Annotated in this window: 13 protein-coding genes, 1 rRNA gene and 1 pseudogene; 7 read left to right on the top strand and 8 right to left on the bottom strand. The window is 71.3% G+C overall.

Going from position 1 to position 16,972, the window contains the following annotated elements:
- Nucleotides 1-170 precede the first annotated feature (170 nt).
- Nucleotides 171-794 (top strand): annotated as a pseudogene (locus ACZ4S3_RS17570) (GNAT family N-acetyltransferase).
- 60 nt (nt 795-854) lie between these two features.
- Nucleotides 855-2,060, top strand: a complete 1,206-nt coding sequence (locus ACZ4S3_RS17565; protein ID WP_467934305.1) for a winged helix-turn-helix domain-containing protein — start codon at nt 855-857, stop codon at nt 2,058-2,060.
- Between the two features lie 118 nt (nt 2,061-2,178).
- Here ACZ4S3_RS17565 and ACZ4S3_RS17560 read toward each other — a convergent pair whose 3' ends face one another.
- The 7 genes from ACZ4S3_RS17560 to mtnA all read right to left on the bottom strand — a co-directional run bounded on the left by ACZ4S3_RS17560 (nt 2,179) and on the right by mtnA (nt 10,791).
- The gene (locus ACZ4S3_RS17560; RefSeq protein ID WP_467934302.1) at nt 2,179-2,940 is read right to left on the bottom strand and encodes a response regulator; all 762 of its coding nucleotides are present in this window, start codon (nt 2,938-2,940) and stop codon (nt 2,179-2,181) included.
- A 233-nt stretch (nt 2,941-3,173) separates the two neighbouring features.
- A complete protein-coding gene (gene hpf, locus ACZ4S3_RS17555; RefSeq protein WP_467934297.1) occupies nt 3,174-3,866 on the bottom strand; it encodes a ribosome hibernation-promoting factor, HPF/YfiA family in 693 nt (230 codons plus the stop codon).
- Between the two features lie 319 nt (nt 3,867-4,185).
- On the bottom strand, nt 4,186-4,887 hold the full coding sequence (locus ACZ4S3_RS17550) for a ComF family protein (protein ID WP_467934293.1): 702 nt from the start codon (nt 4,885-4,887) through the stop codon (nt 4,186-4,188).
- A gap of 80 nt (nt 4,888-4,967) precedes the next feature.
- Nucleotides 4,968-6,851, bottom strand: a complete 1,884-nt coding sequence (locus ACZ4S3_RS17545) for an LpqB family beta-propeller domain-containing protein (protein ID WP_467934291.1) — start codon at nt 6,849-6,851, stop codon at nt 4,968-4,970.
- Entirely contained in the window at nt 6,841-8,943 is a 2,103-nt protein-coding gene (gene mtrB / locus ACZ4S3_RS17540; RefSeq protein WP_467934287.1) for an MtrAB system histidine kinase MtrB, read from the bottom strand. Before mtrB ends, ACZ4S3_RS17545 begins: the two co-directional genes overlap by 11 nt.
- A gap of 1 nt (nt 8,944) precedes the next feature.
- Nucleotides 8,945-9,622, bottom strand: coding sequence for a two-component system response regulator MtrA (mtrA, locus tag ACZ4S3_RS17535; RefSeq protein WP_467934283.1), 678 nt, complete (start codon nt 9,620-9,622; stop codon nt 8,945-8,947).
- Complete coding sequence (gene mtnA, locus ACZ4S3_RS17530) at nt 9,619-10,791, bottom strand: S-methyl-5-thioribose-1-phosphate isomerase (RefSeq protein WP_467934280.1); 1,173 nt, start codon at nt 10,789-10,791, stop codon at nt 9,619-9,621. Before mtnA ends, mtrA begins: the two co-directional genes overlap by 4 nt.
- Nucleotides 10,792-10,943: 152 nt before the next feature.
- Between mtnA and ACZ4S3_RS17525 the strand changes: the two genes are divergently transcribed.
- Genes ACZ4S3_RS17525 through ACZ4S3_RS17505 form a run of 5 tightly spaced genes read left to right on the top strand, consistent with a single transcriptional unit; the run spans nt 10,944 to nt 16,518 of the window.
- The gene (locus ACZ4S3_RS17525) at nt 10,944-12,329 is read left to right on the top strand and encodes a DUF7847 domain-containing protein (protein WP_467934277.1); all 1,386 of its coding nucleotides are present in this window, start codon (nt 10,944-10,946) and stop codon (nt 12,327-12,329) included.
- A gap of 43 nt (nt 12,330-12,372) precedes the next feature.
- Nucleotides 12,373-13,026 (top strand): DUF4129 domain-containing protein, encoded by a 654-nt coding sequence (locus ACZ4S3_RS17520; RefSeq protein ID WP_467934274.1) that lies wholly within the window; start codon nt 12,373-12,375, stop codon nt 13,024-13,026.
- Nucleotides 13,023-14,252 carry a DUF4350 domain-containing protein gene (locus ACZ4S3_RS17515; protein WP_467934270.1) on the top strand — a complete coding sequence of 410 codons (1,230 nt, stop codon included), beginning with the start codon at nt 13,023-13,025 and terminating at the stop codon, nt 14,250-14,252. The genes ACZ4S3_RS17520 and ACZ4S3_RS17515 overlap by 4 nt, the downstream gene beginning before the upstream one ends.
- The gene (locus ACZ4S3_RS17510) at nt 14,233-15,198 is read left to right on the top strand and encodes an AAA family ATPase (protein ID WP_467934267.1); all 966 of its coding nucleotides are present in this window, start codon (nt 14,233-14,235) and stop codon (nt 15,196-15,198) included. The genes ACZ4S3_RS17515 and ACZ4S3_RS17510 overlap by 20 nt, the downstream gene beginning before the upstream one ends.
- Before the next feature lie 9 nt (nt 15,199-15,207).
- Complete coding sequence (locus ACZ4S3_RS17505; RefSeq protein WP_467934263.1) at nt 15,208-16,518, top strand: DUF58 domain-containing protein; 1,311 nt, start codon at nt 15,208-15,210, stop codon at nt 16,516-16,518.
- A gap of 366 nt (nt 16,519-16,884) precedes the next feature.
- Here the strand turns inward: ACZ4S3_RS17505 and rrf are convergent.
- Nucleotides 16,885-16,972 (bottom strand): 5S ribosomal RNA (gene rrf, locus ACZ4S3_RS17500); the annotation flags it as partial.

The following is a 16,972-nucleotide window of genomic DNA, read 5'->3' as shown; positions in this document are numbered from 1 at the left end:
AGGCCCCGCCGCAACGGCCATCGTAAGGGAGGACGCCGTCAGCCCGGGAGGTCCGCCGCAACGACGGCAGGTATGCCCTCCTCACGTGAACGCATGAGCCCGCGAGAAGGTGCCGGGAATCACCGCGAAATCCCCTCGCGACGGTCCGCGCCGCCCCGCAGACTCGCAGTATGGAGCCTGTCACCCTCACCACCGAGCGTCTCGTCCTGCGTCCCTTCGAACCGTCGGACGCGGCCGCGGTCCACGCCGCTTGTCAGGAACCGGACATTCCGCGCTGGACGAGCCTCCCCTCTCCATACGGCCTCCAGGACGCGGCACAGTTCGTCGGCACGACCGCCCCGGAGGGCTAGCGCACCGACACCAGCTATGCCTTCGCCGTGATCTCGCGGACCGACGGCTCTCTGGTCGGCTCCATGGGCCTGGTGCGGCTCACTCAGCTGCACACCCCCGAGCGGCAGACGGAGCTCGGCTACTGGACGGCCAAGGAGCACCGCGGCAGGGGATACACCGTCGAGGCGGCCCACGCGGTGGTGCGCTGGGCGTTCGCGGATCTCGGGGTGGAGCGGATGGAGTGGCTCGCGGAGGCGGGCAACGAGGGCTCCCGGGCGGTGGCCCGCAGGCTCGGCTTCCAGATGGAGGGCACCCTGCGCGCCAAGCTGATCCACGAGGGCACCAGGCGGGACGCGTGGATCGGTGCCCTGCTCCCGTCCGACCTGCCCGGGACGCCGGCGCCGCCCGGCTCCACCGGGCGACCCGTTCCGGACCCCACGCCCTACCTTCCCTACCCGGGCTGAGTCAGGGGCCGCGGCCCGCTCCCGGGCCCGTTGTCAGTGCCCGCCCCTACGCTTTCCGGCATGACCGCAGCGCCGCGCACCCAGCCTCTGCCACCGCCCGTAGCCGCCCTCTCCCGGGACGACGCCCGGCGCATAGCGCTGCGGGCGCAGGGCCTGCTGGGTGCCCCGGACCGGCGGGCGGGGGTGCGCGGGGTGCTGCGGCATCTGGGCGCGGTGCAGCTGGACACGATCTCGGTGCTGGCCCGCTCGCATGAGCTGGTGCCCTACGCCCGCCTCGGCGCGGTCGGCCGCACGGCGGTCGACGCGGCCTACTGGAGCGGCACCCACAGCTTCGAATACTGGTCGCACGCCGCGTGCATCCTGCCCATCGAGGAGTGGCCGCACTTCGCCTTCCGCCGCCGGGCCTACCGCGCCAAGGGCCACCGCTGGCACATCATGGAGGACTCCGAGCGCTCCTGCGCCGCCGTCCTGGACCGCCTCAAGGCGGACGGCCCGCTCACCACGTCCGAGCTGGGCGGGGGCCGGAAAGGCGGGGAGTGGTGGGACTGGTCCGAGACGAAGATCGCGGTGGAGTGGCTGCTGGACACCGGCCAGGTGGTCTGCACGGAGCGCCGCGGCTGGAAGCGGGTGTACGACCTCGCCGAGCGCGCCCTTCCCGATGCCCTGCTCCATGACGACCTGGACGACACCGAGTGCATCCGCCGCCTGGTCGCTCAGGCCGGCGCCGCGATGGGCGTGGCCACCCGCGCAGATCTGGCCGACTATCACCGCTTGAAGGCCGAGCAGGTGGATGCCGTGGCCGAGGCCGCCGGGCTGGTTCCGGTGACGGTCGAGGGCTGGGGGAAGCCGGCCTGGGCCGACCCGGCCGCCCTGGCCGCGCCGCCTCGCGGGCGGCACCGTACGACCCTGCTCTCGCCGTTCGACTCCCTCATCTGGGACCGGCCGCGTACGGAGCGGATCTTCGGCTTCACCCATCGCCTCGAGGCGTACGTCCCGCGCCCCAAGCGGATACACGGCTACTTCGCGATGCCTCTGCTGGCCGGCGGTCGCCTGCAGGGCCGCGTCGACCCGGCCCGCGAGGGCACGACCCTCATCGCCCGCCAGGTCTCCTTGCAGGGCCCCAAAGCCGTCCGCCCCATGGCTCAGGCCCTCCATGAGGCCGCCGCCTGGGTCGGCTGCGACTCCGTACGCCTGGAGCGCTGCGACAACCCCGGCCTGGCCGCGGCGCTCCGCACCGAACTCACTCATACGAGTGACCAGCTATGAGCGACCGGCTCAGCTGAGCCCGCTCGGTCCGCCCGGCACTCCGGGGGCTCGCGCGGCCCCCGGACCGGCGGCCGGCAACCCTGCGGTCACACGGTCACGGACTCACCGGCGCACCGGCTCAGCGGATCTCCAGAATCTTCTCCCGCATCGCATACACCACAGCCTCCATCCGGGAGTGCAGCTGCAGCTTCTCCAAGATGTTGCGCACGTGATTTTTCACGGTGTTCTCGGAAATGAAGAGCTCTTTGGCGATATCGCGATTGTTCATGCCGGTGGCGACGAGCTTGAGGACCTCCAGCTCACGGTCGGTGAGCCGGGGCGCGGGCACCAGCCGGCGCTCGTCGGTGCGCTGGATCATCGACTTGAACTCCGTCAGGAGCTTGGACGCCATCGACGGGCTGATCTGCGACTGACCGTCCGCGACGGCACGGATCGCGGTGGCCACCTCGTCGGTGGAGATCTCCTTGAGGAGATAGCCGGTGGCGCCGGCCTTGATCGCATCGTAGAGATCGGCTTCCTCATCGCTGATCGTCAGCATGATGATCTTCGCGCTGGGGGCCACCTCCTTGATGGAGGTACAGGCCTCGATACCGCCCCGTTTGGGCATCCGTACGTCCATCAGCACGATGTCGGGCAGCAGATCCGCGGCCTTGTCGACCGCCTCCGCGCCGTCCCCGGCCTCGCCGACGACCTGGATGTCCTCTTCCTGGGCCAGAACGATCTCCAGGCCCCGCCGGAAAAGCGCGTGATCATCCACCACCAGGACCCGGATCGGCTCCTTGCGCGGCACGCTCGCAGTAATACCGGCCGCGGCGCCGTCCCCGATTCCGCTTCCCTCGTCGTCCGCGCCGTCCCTCACGGGCCCGAAACTGTCCCCCATCGTTCCTCCCCGTCAACTACTCGGCCGAAGGGCCAGAGCTTGGATATAAGGCTGGTTGACAACAGCCCCGTGCGGCCAGCCCGATCAATGCCATACGACGGTCTCCTCGGCGAGTAGCCGTTTCGTGTCCACATACTCCCTGGCTGGCACAAACACTATACGGCTTCAACTCCTGCCTTCTTCAGGCACGATGGTGCCCCCGGCGTACGCCGGGGGCACCGAGCGGGTGAGTGTCAGCCGCCGAGCGCGCCGCCCGCGCCCCCCGGCTCTTCCTCCCCGAACAAGTCGGGGTTCAAGTGGATGACGCCGTAGTCGTAGGCGTGCCGCCGGTAGACGACACTCGGCTGCTTGGTCTCGGCATCGACGAAGAGGTAGAAGTCGTGTCCGACCAACTCCATCTCGTAGAGCGCCTGGGTGAGCGTCATCGGTGCGGCCGCGTGGGTCTTCTCGCGAACGACCAGGGGGCCTTCACCCAGGACGTCGAGCGAGCCCATCTTCGTGGTCGGCACCGTCGGCTCGGTCTCGGCCTCGGCGGCGAGCTCGCCATTGGTGTTCAGGCGCGCGGCGTCGGGGACACTGACGGCGACATCACTCGCCGGGATGCGGCCGTTGCCGCGACGTGAGTGGCGCTTGTCGTGCTGCTTCCGCAGTCGCGCCTCCAGCTTGGCGGTGGCCAGATCCAGCGCGGCGTACGGGTCGGCTGCGGCCGCCTCGGCCCGGACCACCGGGCCACGGGAGCGGAGGGTGATCTCCACTCGGTCGGAACGGTCGGCCTGCCGCGGGTTGGGCTCCTTGGACACCTCGACGTCCAGGCTGATCACCTTGCCGTCGAGCTTCTGGACTTTCTCCAGCTTCAGCTTCTCGGCCACGTGCTTGCGGAACCGCTCGGGCACCTCGGTCTTGCGGCCCTTGACGACGATGTCCACGCAGAACTCCGTTCCCGGATCGCTCCGCTACGCAGGCGGAGCAACTCCTTCTTGCACCAGGCTCCGGTAAGTGCCGAAGCCTCGGACTTGGCGACTTTCACCTCCTCCTCCCCCAAGGACAAGATCTCCATTCCCACGATTTCAGGTTCGCCGCAAAATACCCCTAAGCGCACCCATGACGACATCCGAGGCAAAGCGTCCGCCAAGTCCTCACAACCGAACATAGCTCTCCTGGACGGGTGTCGGCACCCCCTTGCGACCACCAGCTCCGTTTGAGTGATTTTTGCCCCTCATTACCTGCAACGATGAATTCCTTCGGTCAGTTCCAGTTGGTTTCGAAAGCGCTACGGGGTGCCGCGACCACCGCCGCCCCGGACACCTGGCCGCCTGCCGCGCCGATCGCCCGCGCCGCCTCGGCGAGCGTGGCCCCCGTCGTCACCAGGTCATCCACCAGCACCACTGACGCGCCCGTCAGCAGCCTGCGGGCTCCGCCCCGTACCACCAGCGCACCGGTCATGTTCGCCAGCCGCTGCGGGGCGCTCAGCCCCGCCTGGTCGGCCGCCGTGCGGCCCTGCCGCAACGCCGCGAGCACTCGCGCCCCGGCACCGGTCCGCCGCAGGTCGGCGGCGGCCGCCAGCGCGATTCTGCGTACCGGATCATGGCCCCGGCCGGCCACGGATCTCCGGGCCGACGGCACCGGTACGAGCACCGGCGCCCCACCGCGGGCCGGCACCCGCCGCACCGCGGTGGCCAGCGCCGCTCCCAGCGGCTCGGCCAGCCGCAGCGCGCCGCGTTCCTTGTGCGCGAGCAGTACGGCCCGTACCTCGTCGGCGTACGGCGCACCAGCCCATACCCGCGGCAGCCCGGCGGGGCTCGGCCGCGGCGTCACCCGTCGCGCACCGCGCCCGTCCCGCGACAGCGCCCGGCGGCACTGCGTGCACAGCTCGCTACGCGGCCGACCGCACCCGGCGCAGTCGACCGGCAGCACCAGGCCGGCCAGTTCCCGCCATACCCCCTGCATGACTCCAGGGTCCCGCCGACGGCGCCCGGCCACCACCCCTGTGGACAACCGCGTCGCCGCCGGCGCCGTGAGCTGGGACGTTATCCGGGGTAGACCGGAGCCGTCCCCTCCTTGGCCACCGTTTTCCAGTTCGCGTCGGGAGGCAGCCGCACGATGCCCTCGGTGGCGTCGGCGATCAGCGGTCTGGTCTCGTCCTCCGAGGCCGCCACCGCCTTGACGCCGTTGACGCCGGGCAGCGTCTGCGCGTTGGACGCCGAGCCGTCGGTCTCCATGTACTGCATCTGCTGCACCCCGCCGGACTCCCGCCCGACGACCACCAGCCGGCTGCCGCCCGCCCAGGAGGCGGCCACCACGTCCTCCAACTGCGGTGCGATCGGTCGCAGTTCCTCCACCGAGAGCACCGGATGCGCCGACGTGCCGCCGCGCTCGACCCGGCCCAGCTGGAGCGTCGTACGGCCCTTGTCCTCCACCAGCATCGCGATCCGGATCCCGTCCGCCGCCACCCTGATCGCCTTGATCCGCCGCTTCCCGAGGCCGGGCACCGCGACCTCCTCGGGGTCGCCCTTCCCCTCGCGCATCCGCAGCAGCCGCGAGCCGTGCGCGTCGCGGTTCGCGATCCACAGATCGCCGAGGCCGTCCCAGCTCGGCGCGGTCAGCCCCTCGTCCGGGTTCTTGACGGAGCCCGTGCTGGTCAGCAGCGGGGCGCCGCGCTCGATGCCGTCCTCAAGGCCGGCCACGTACAACGACCGGCCGTCGCTCGACACCCCGGCCGCGGTGTTCTCGCCGCGCGAGATGGCGACCGAGCGCAGCGGGGTCTTGCCGGTACCGAACGGGCCGCGCACCGGAGTCGGTTCGGTCGCGGAGTCCGACATGGCGACCACCTTGTGGTCGGCGTCGATGAAGTACTCCTGAGCGGAGTGACCGGCGTGCCGGGTCGGCGAGAAGTCGCGTTCAGCCTGCTCCTGGGTCAGCGCGCACAAGGAGTTGCCGTCGGCGTCCTCCAGCGCCACCTCGCTGATCTTCGACGCCCGTGTCATGTCCTGGACGGTGAAGAAGAGTTGGGCCGCCATCCGCTTGCACTGGCCCGTGTCGGTGCTGACCGCCTGCTTGCTCAGCTTCACCCGCAGCGCGTTGGAGTCGTCCAGCGACAGGTCACGGGCGGCGAGCCGGGTGCCGGGCGGGAACTCCGACGACGTCACCTGGCTCAGCCAGTCGGTCGGCCCGGACAGCAGCGCCTCCACACTGGCCGCGATCGGCTCTATCCGCTGGCGCAGATACACCGGGTCGGCAATCAGGACGTTCCGGCTCGCCTTCGGCTCCGACGACTCCGAGTTGTAGGACGCGAAGTAGTACTTGTTGACGGAGCGGTAGATCCGCTGGAAGTCGGACTGCCCGAGCACCAGGCCGTTGGGCAGCCGGTCGATGCGCCACTGCCCGTCCTCCTTGATGAGGTGGATCGTCTGCCGGTACTTCTTCTCTTCCGGCGTGTAGGCGTGATTGGCGTCCACCTTCGCCACCTGGCTGCCGGAGAGGGTGACCGTGTAGCCGTTGCCCTCCTCGCGGCTGGGCCGCGTCTGCGGCTCGGACTTGGGACGCTCCTGGAGGACATCGGTGCCCCGGAACGGCTGCCACTTACGCCTGGCCGACTTGGCCAGATACTGGCTGGCCGTACGGAAATCCGCCTCGTCGCTGGTCGTCGCGTCGAGGAAGCTGCGGACGATGTTCGTCGGCTGCGCGCCGTCCTGCGGGGGTACGCCGTAGACCCGCACCTGCGAGTCGCCGTCGGCTCGCGGCGACTGATCGACCGCCTTGACGTCGCCGCTGTCCGGCATCGACGCACAGCCGGCCAGAAGTACGGCAGCACAGCCGAGCAGCGCGAGCTTCCGTGCCCGCCCGGCTCCTCTACGGGCCTGGGCCGGGGATGCGTACCCCACCTCGCCCTCGCCTCCGCGCTCAGTGTCCACGCAGCCCGCCTTCCCGCTCCGCGCCCCGCCCGGCTTCCCGCTCCGACCTGTCGGCGGCCGCGCCGCCATGCGCCGGTCCGCCGGTGTGCGCGTCCTCGCCGCGCGCCGTGCCCTTGCTCCGTACGCTCCCGGTCTGCGGCACCACGCGGGCGCCGCCGCTGCCGGGCAGCGCCGCCGGGTCGGCCGCCGGGCGGGCCGCCGCTCGCGGCTCCGCGGCGCGCGGCTGCACCGGGATCGTGGACGCCTTGCGGCCCGCGCCGGCGCGCGGGTGCCCCGCCTCGTCCAGGCCTCGGTTGCGCCGCGAGTCCTCCGGCTCCAGGGGGATCGGCGAGCCGCGCAGCGCCTCGCCGGCCGTACGGGGCAGCGTCAGCCGGAACTGCGAACCGCCGCCCGGCTCGCCCCAGGCCTGCAGCCAGCCGCCGTGCAGCCGGGCGTCCTCGACGGCGATGGACAGGCCCAGGCCCGTACCGCCCGTCGTACGGGCCCGCGCCGGGTCCGCGCGCCAGAAGCGGTTGAAGACCCGGCTTGCCTCGCCGGGCTTGAGGCCGACGCCGTAGTCCCGCACCGCGATGGCCACCGCGCCGCCGGAGTGGCCGCCCGCGGATGCCAGCCGCACCACGACATCGCGGCCCTCGCCGTGCTCGACGGCGTTGACGACGAGATTGCGCAGCACCCGCTCCACCCGGCGGGGGTCCGCCTCGGCGATCACGGGCCGCTCGGCGCCACGGACCACGATGGTGGTGCCCTTCGCTTCGGCCAGCGGCTCGGCGCCCTCGATGACGCGGTTGACAACATCGCGCAGGTCTATCGGCTCGGCCTCCAGCGCGGCCGCGCCCGCGTCGAACCGGCTGATCTCCAGCAGCTCCGCGAGAAGCGACTCGAAGCGGTCGAGCTGGCCGCGCAGCAGCTCGGCGGAGCGTGCGGTGGCGGGGTCGAATTCGTCCCGCACCTCGTGGATGACGTCGGCCGCCATCCGTACGGTGGTCAGCGGCGTACGGAGCTCGTGCGAGACGTCGGAGACGAACCGGCGCTGCATCCTGGACAGCTCCTCGAGCTGCTGGATCTTGATCTGGAGGTTCTGCGCCATCTTGTTGAAGGATTCGCCGAGCCGGGCGATGTCGTCCTCGCCGGTGACCTTCATCCGCTCCTGGAGGAGGCCCGCGGCCAGCCGCTCGGAGATCCCGGCGGCCATCCGTACGGGGGTGACGACCTGGCGCACCACGAGCCAGGCGATGGCCCCGAGCAGGATCACGACGAACACGCCGGCCGTCGCGAGCGTCCCCGTCACCAGCTTCAGCGACTCCTCTTCCTGAGAGAACGGGAAGAGGTAGTAGAGCTGGTACTGGTTGCTGTTGACGTCATTGAGGCGCTTGCCGATGATCAGCGCCGGCACGCCGTCGTCCGACCCGATGCGCTTGATCTGGGTGTACTGGCGGAACGTCCCGGACTTGGTGTCCAGCTTCTGCCGCAGCTCGGCGGGCACGCTGCGCTCGGGGTCGACGTCCCCGGAGGCGCGCGGGCCGCGGGTGCCGGGGCTGGAGTCGCCGAACGGTTCGTCGGAGTCGGAGCTGAGGGCCACGACGGAAAAGACGCCCTGCCCGCCGCTGGCGAGCTGTTCGACGAGGCCGGTCAGCCACGTCGCGGAGTCCTGGGTGCCGCGGTTTCCGGTGCGAGCGGCGTCGTCGGGCCGGGTGTCGTCGGCGCCGTCGGCCATCTTCTGGGCGACGCTGAAGCCGCCCACGGCCTGGCTCTGCGCGGCCTGCGCCTTGGCGGTGAGCAGGCCGTTACGGACCTGGCCGACGACCACGACACCGAGCAGCAGCACCACCGCGAGTGACATCAGCAAGGTGGTCGCGACCACGCGAAGCTGGATGTTGCGCCGCCACAGTCGCAGGGCGGGCAGCAGCGGCCGCCGCACCCACCGGCTGAAGAGCCGCAGCAACGGGTGTACCGGCCCGCTCACCGCGCCGTCGGGCAGCAGCTGTCCGCCCCGTAGCAGCCGAGCGACCAATCTTCCCGAAAAGGACATTTCAGCCGTCGGGCCGACGGAACGCCCCCGCTTTCCCTCCGGGGCCGCACCGTCCCGGGTCATCTCAGCTGGGCCCGGCCTTGTAGCCGACCCCGCGCACGGTCACCACGATCTCCGGACGCTCCGGATCCCGCTCGACCTTGGAACGCAGCCGCTGCACATGGACATTGACCAGCCGGGTGTCGGCGGCATGCCGGTAGCCCCAGACCTGCTCCAGCAGCACCTCACGCGTGAACACCTGCCACGGCTTACGCGCCAGCGCCACCAGCAGATCGAACTCCAGCGGCGTCAGCGCTATCGACTGCCCGTCCCGTTTCACGGAGTGGCCCGCGACATCGATGACCAGGTCACCGATCGACAGCTGCTCGGGCGTCGGTTCCTCCGAGCGCCGCAGCCGCGCCCGGATCCGGGCCACCAGCTCCTTGGGCTTGAACGGCTTGACGATGTAGTCGTCCGCGCCCGACTCGAGCCCGACCACCACATCCACGGTGTCGCTCTTGGCGGTCAGCATCACGATCGGCACCCCGGACTCAGCCCGGATCAGCCGGCACACCTCGATACCGTCCCGTCCGGGCAGCATCAGGTCGAGCAGCACAAGATCGGGCTTGGTCTCGCGGAAGGCCGCAAGGGCCTTGTCACCGTCCGACACGAACGACGGTTCAAAGCCTTCGCCACGCAGCACGATGCCGAGCATCTCTGCCAGTGCGGTGTCGTCGTCGACGACCAGGACGCGTCCCTTCATTCGGCCATCATCCCATTACCTGATCGTGACTTACTCCATCGTGACGTGGAACACACCCGCGCAAGCCCGTCGCGGGTGACCGGAGAGACCACTCCGGCCTCCGTCACGACCGCCGTCACCAGCTCGGGCGGAGTCACATCGAACGCCGGGTTGTAGGCCTGCGCACCCAACGGCGCCACCACTATTCCGGCGCCGGATCCCACCCCGGCCCCCTGTCCGGGCGCCAACGAGAGCTCCGTCACCTCGCTGCCCGGACGCTGCTCCACCTCGATGTCCGCCCCCTGCTCCGTCTCCAGATCCACCGTGCTGGTCGGCGCCACGACCACGAACGGAACGTGGTGATACCGGGCAAGAACCGCCAGGGGATAGCTGCCGATCTTGTTGGCGACCGACCCGTCCGCCGAGATGCGGTCCGCGCCGATCAGCACCGCATCCACCTCGCCCGCGGCGAACAACGAACCCGCCGCCCCATCCGCCAGCACGCTGTACGCCATGCCCGCGCGCGACGCCTCGTACGCCGTCAGCCGCGCCCCCTGCAGCAGCGGCCGGGTCTCGTCCACCCACAGCCGGCGCAGCTCACCGGCCCGATGCGCCGCCCGCACCACCGCCAGGGCGGTCCCCTCGCCACCGGACACCAGCGCGCCCGTATTGCAGTGCGTGAGAATCCGGTGGCCGCCGCCCGGCAGCAGCTCTCCCAGCAGCGCCAGCCCGTGCTCCGCCATCCGCGCGCTGGCCTCGATGTCCTCCTCGTGTACGGCCCGCGCCTCGGCCAGCGCCGCCGCCGCGGCAACATCGGCACCGGCCCCGCCGCCGGCCGCCTCCCGATAGGCGGCGGCAGCCCGCCGCACTCCGTATCCGAGATTGACCGCGGTCGGCCGGGCATGTGCCAGCGCCTCCACCGCCTCGTCCACGTCGAACCCACGCGCCGCGGCCAGCGCGACACCGTACGCACCCGCGATGCCCAGCAGCGGCGCACCGCGCACCGCCAGCGTCCGGATCGCCTGCACCAGCGCCGGTACGTCCGTGCACACCAGCTCGGCCTCCTCCGCCGGCAGCCGGGTCTGATCAAGGAGGACCACGACGGGCCCCTCCGGTGGCTCCTCCCAACGCAACGACGGGATCGCGAGCGCCGCAGCGCCCGCCTCGGATACCTCGCACTGATCGGCCATTGCTTCAGTCTGCCGCCGATACCGCTCCGAACAGAAGGTCCCTCACTGCTCAGGGCCCGGGTACACAGAGCCACCCTCCATGACACGATGACTGACACCGCGGACCCCGGACCCCGGCCGCCCCGGCGGACGGGTAGCAAGAAGGAGCGAAGATGAACAACTCTCCGGGCTGGGCCTCGCCCGGATCCGCCCCCTCCGACGAGCCGGACCGCGGCACCCAGGAGCAGCCCGCCCCCCAGCCCGCAGCGAACGAGGCCGCCGCCGGCGAGCAGCCGTCCCCGCCGAACTGGTCCAAGCAACAGCCGCCCGCCGGCCAGTGGTCTTCCCCCACCGGGATCCCCGGCCAGAGCGGCCCGGCCGACCAGAGCACCCAGGGCGGCACCCGCGCCCGCGCCGGCTCCACCATCCCCGGCCAGAGCGGCTGGCACGGCGGACCGGCGGGCAACCCACCGCCATGGGGCGGCGGCCCCGGATGGGGCACCGGCTGGGCCCCCACGCCACAGGCCGCCAAGCCCGGTGTCATCCCGCTGCGCCCGCTCGGCGTCGGCGAGATACTCGACGGCGCGGTCTCCACGATGCGCGCTCACTGGCGCACCGTGCTCGGCATATCTCTGATCGTTGCGGTCGTCTCGCAGACCCTCATCACGGTCGTCACCGGACTGTGGTTCCAGAGCACCGGCCACGCACCGTCCCTGGACAGGAGCTCCGGCTCGCCTCTGGGCGAGGCCATGCGCGACATGGCCAACTCCCTCGCCGCGAGCGGCGTCACCTCGCTGATCGGGCTCCTTGCCACCCTCATCGCCACCGGGCTGCTGACCATGGTCACCAGCCGGGCCGTCCTCGGCCGTTCGGTGACCGCCGCCACGGCCTGGCAGGACGCCCGCGGCCAACTCCCGCGCCTGCTCGGCCTGCTGCTCCTGCTTCCCGTCATCCTCTTGGCCATCGCCGCGATCGGACTGGCGCCCGGCCTCATCCTCATCTCCACCGGCGCGCAAACCCTGGGCCTGCTCCTCACCCTTTTCGGCGGGCTTGCCGCCACCATCGTGAGCGTCTGGCTGGCGGTCCGCTACAGCCTCGCCTCCCCTGCACTGATGCTGGAGAAGCAGGGCGTCATCACCTCCATGCGCCGCTCCGCCAAGCTCGTACGGGGCTCCTGGTGGCGGGTGCTGGGCATCCAGCTCCTGGCCTACCTCCTGGTCGCGCTGGTCGAGTTCATCATCCAGATCCCGGCCACCCTCATCGCCTTCGTCGTCAGCGGCGAGAGCCTGATGGACTGGGCGAACGGCACCAACGACACCACCGGTTGGACCTTCCTGGCCGTGATGGGCATCGGAGCCGTCATCAGCTCCGCGCTCACCTTCCCGATCAGCGCGGGTGTGACCGCTCTCCTCTACATGGACCAGCGGATCCGCCGCGAGGCCCTCGACCTCGAACTCGCCCGCGCCGCCGGTCTCCCCGGCTACGGCACGGACACCGCGGGTACGCCCGGCCCCGGCGCCCCCACAGACTCCCCCGCCGACACCACTCCGGGAAGCTGATGCGGTGACAACAGGGGGGAGCACGGCCGTGCCAGGACGGCTCATGGCGCGCATCGGTGACGACATACCGGTGCGGACCCCGCGCGTCCCCGCCCGGGAAGCGGCGGAGCGCGAGCTGTCCGATCCTCGGTACCACCAGCACGACCCCAACCCGGTCCAGCAGGCCCTGAACTGGCTCTGGGACCGCGTCGACGGTTTGTTCAACGCGGCCGCCGTCGCCACACCGGGCGGCTGGATCGGGCTTCTCGCCGTCGCCGCCGTGGTGTTGCTGCTGATAGTCGCCCTGCGCCTGCGGCTCGGCGCGATACGCCGCACCCCGACCACCGGCGGGGCGCTCTTCGACGACATACCCCGGTCCGCCGCCGAGCACCGTTCGGCCGCCGATCGGCTCGCCGCCGAAGGCCAGTGGAGCCAGGCGATACAGGAACGCATGCGCGCCATCGTCCTCGCCCTCGAAGAGCGTGCACTGCTCACGCCCGGTCCGGGCCGCACCGCGGACGAGGCCGCCGCCGCGGCCGGCCGGGCACTCCCCGCGCACGCCGACCGATTGAGCGCCGCGGCTCGTACTTTCGACGACGTCACATACGGCGGCCGCCCCGGCACCGAGCGGGAGTACGCCCTCCTGACCGCCCTCGACAGCGACCTGCAGCGCACCAAGCCCCACCTCGCCGCGGCACCCGCCAGGAGCCGCGGATGACCACGACGACCACGGCACCCGCCGCGCTCTCCCCCACCGCCCGGCACCTGTGGAAGCGCTCCCGGGGACTGCTCCTCGCACTCCTCGCGCTCGTCGTCGCCGGCGTGGTGCTCGCCGCCCTCCAGTCCGGCGAACAGCACGGCAGGCTCGACCCCCGCTCGGCGGACCGTACCGGGAGCCGGGCCCTCGCCCAACTGCTGACATCCCACGGCGTCACCACCCAGGTCGTGACCACCTCCGAGGAGGCCGCCGCCGCGGCCGGCCCCGGCACCACACTCCTCGTCACCAACCCCGACGCCCTCACTCCTCAGCAGCTGACCGGCCTGCGCACCGCGACCGCGCACACCCCCGGCCGCATCATCCTGCTCGCCCCCGGACCGGCCACCCTCGATACCTTCGCTCCCCGCATCACCACACAGCCCCCGGTCGCCAACTCGCCTCGCCGGCCCGCCTGTTCGCTGCCAGCCGCTCGCCGCGCGGGCAGCGCCCTGTTGGGCGGTCTGCGCTACGCAGCCCCCGACGGCACCGCCGACCGCTGCTACCTCAGCGACGGCCACCCCGCCCTTCTGCGCCTTCCTGCCTCGGGCACCGGCCGCGACACCGTTCTTCTCGGCTCCTCCGACTTCCTCTACAACCATCGCCTTGCCGAACACGGCAACGCCTCGCTGGCCCTTCAACTCCTCGGTGCGCACAAGCATCTGGTGTGGTACCTCCCCTCCATGACTGACCCGTCGTCCGCCCAGGACGACCAGCGCGGCTTCCTCGACCTCATCCCCTCAGGCTGGAGCTGGGGCCTTCTCCAACTCGCGTTCGCCGCCGCCTTCGCGGCGCTCTGGCGCGCCCGCCGGCTCGGCCCCCTGGTGCCCGAACGGCTCCCGGTCGCCGTCCCGGCCGCCGAGACCACCGAAGGCCACGCCCGCCTCTACGAGCAGGCCAACGCCCGCGACCGCGCCGCCGCCGTCCTGCGCGCCGCCACCCGCACGCGACTCGCCCCCCTCATCGGCGTGCCCCCTGCGCACGCGCACACCCCCGACATCCTTCTCCCGGCCGTTCACACCCACTTGACCACCGCGCCCGCGGCCGAAGCCGGCCTGCATACCCTGCTCTTCGGCCCGCCCCCCGCGGACGACAAGGCCCTGGTCCAACTGGCCGACCAACTCGACGAACTCAACATCTCGATCGTTTCCCAAGAGAGGCACGCCCCCCGTGAGCACCCCGACCGCTGACAGCGCCCGAGCCTCCCTCGAAGCCCTGCGCACCGAGATAGCCAAGGCCGTCGTCGGCCAGGACCCCGCCGTCACCGGCCTGGTCGTCGCACTGCTCTGCCGCGGCCATGTGCTCCTCGAAGGTGTCCCCGGCGTCGCGAAAACCCTGCTCGTACGAGCCCTGTCGGCCACCCTCGAGCTCGACACCAAGCGCGTCCAGTTCACCCCCGACCTGATGCCGAGCGACGTCACCGGCTCCCTGGTCTATGACGCCCGCAGCGCCGAGTTCTCCTTCCAACCCGGCCCCGTCTTCACCAACCTCCTTCTCGCCGACGAAATCAACCGCACGCCTCCCAAGACCCAGGCCTCCCTCCTCGAAGCCATGGAAGAGCGCCAGGTGACCGTCGACGGCACCCCCCGGCCCCTCCCCGAGCCATTCCTCGTGGCCGCCACCCAGAACCCGGTTGAGTACGAGGGCACTTATCCACTCCCCGAGGCCCAGCTCGACCGATTCCTCCTGAAGCTGACGGTCCCGCTCCCCGCCCGCCAGGACGAGATAGACATCCTCACCCGCCACGCCGACGGCTTCAGCCCCCGCGATCTCGGCGCCGCAGGCCTACGCCCCGTAGCCTCCGCCGCCGACCTCGAGGCAGCCCGAGCCGCCGTCGCCAAGACCGCCGTCTCCCCCGAAGTCACCGGCTATATCGTCGATATCTGCCGTGCCACCCGCGAATCCCCCTCGCTCTCCCTCGGCGTATCCCCCCGAGGCGCCACCGCACTGCTCTCCACATCCCGCGCCTGGGCCTGGCTCACCGGCCGCGACTACGTCACCCCCGACGACGTCAAGGCCCTTGCTCTCCCCACCCTCCGACACCGCATCCAGCTCCGCCCCGAAGCGGAGATGGAGGGAGTCACCACAGACTCCGTGATCAACGCCGTGCTCGCCCACCTCCCCGTCCCCCGCTGAGGCGACACCGTGGCCCTCACCGGACGCACCGCTCTTGTCGCCGCAGTCGGAGCTCTCTTCGTCGGCTTCGTGCTCCCCAGCTGGCTCGGCGTCCTCACCGTCCAACTCACCCTGCTGATAGCAATTTTGTGCGACCTCGCACTCGCCGCGCCAGTACGAAAGCTCCATTTCACCCGAACAGGTGACACAACCGTTCGACTAACTGGCGAGGCCCGCACACACCTCACCCTCACCAATCCGGACCGCCGCACTCTGCGCGCGCAGATCCGCGACGCCTGGCCCCCGAGCTCCTTCCAGCCCGGCTCGGACATCCCCTCGTCCCGTCACACCGTCCGCGTCCCCGGCGCCGAGCGCAGACGCCTCACCACCACGCTCCACCCCACCCGCCGCGGCGACCACCACGCAGTCCGCGTCACCGTCCGCTCCTACGGCCCGCTCGGCCTGGCCGCCCGGCAAGGAAACCACCACGTCCCCTGGACCCTGCGCGTCCTGCCGCCCTTCACCAGCCGCAAGCATCTCCCCGCCAAGCTCGCCCGACTACGCGAACTCGACGGCCGTACCAGCATCCTGACCCGCGGCGAAGGCACCGAATTCGACAGCCTCCGCGACTACACCCCCGGCGACGACACCCGCTCCATCGACTGGCGCGCCACCGCCCGCCGGCAGGCCGTCGCCGTCCGCACCTGGCGCCCCGAACGCGACCGCCGCATTCTGCTCGTCCTGGAAACCGGCCGGACCTCCGCCGGCCGCGTCGGCGACACACCTCGCCTCGACGCGTCCATGGACGCCGCCCTCCTTCTCGCCGCCCTGGCCGCTCGCGCCGGCGACCGCGTGGATCTCCTCGCATATGACCGCCGCGTACGAGCCTCCGTGCAGGGCCGCGCCGCCCGCGACCTGCTCCCGGCCCTGACCGATGCTCTGGCACCCCTCGAACCCGAACTCGTCGAGGCGGACGCCCGCGGTCTGGCCGCCACAATCCACCGCAGCACCCCGCGCCGGTCCCTCATCGTGCTCTTCACCGGCCTCGACACGGCCCCGGTGGAAGAAGCCCTACTGCCGGTCCTCCCCAGCCTCACCCACCGCAACGAACTCATCGTCGCGGCCGTCGCCGACCCGCGCATCGAAGAAATGGCCGCCGGCCGCCACACCCCTCAGGCCGTCTACGCAGCCGCAGCCGCCGAGCAAACCCTCGCCGCCCGCCGCCACACGGCCGACCGCCTCCGCCACCACGGCATCACGGTCATCGACTCCACCCCAGCCCACCTGGCCTCAGACCTGGCCGACACTTACCTCACCCTGAAGTCCGCCGGCCGCCTCTGAGCGCGGCCCCTCTCTCCGCCCACAGAACACACACCTGCCCTGGCCCGCCCCACAACGCGAGCCCACCGCGCGCAACCTCACCACACGACCTCCCTGGTCCGCCGTGAGGAATCCGGGGCTGATCAACGGCTCCGCGCACAGGCGCACAGACACCCAGGTGAAGAACCCCTCGCGCACGATCGACGCCTATATCCGAGGTCCGTCGGCGTCTCCCTGCCTGCGTCGCTGAGCGCGAACCCCAAACGGGCCGCACCACGGCTTCACACACTTCATTCCGAAACGGCCACCAACAAGGACGTCCGTCCGCCCTCGTCGTAAACGCAGAAAAGCCCCGCACCATAAGGTGCGGGGCTTCCCACAAAGATTGTTCGGCGGCGTCCTACTCTCCCACAGGGTCCCCCCTGCAGTACCATCGGCGCTGAAAGGCTTAGCTTCCGGGTTCGAAATGTAACCG

The organism is Streptomyces sp. NPDC028368, from assembly GCF_055565615.1.
Note: the sequence above shows the minus strand (reverse complement) of the source record. Positions and strands in the feature narration are given on the sequence as shown.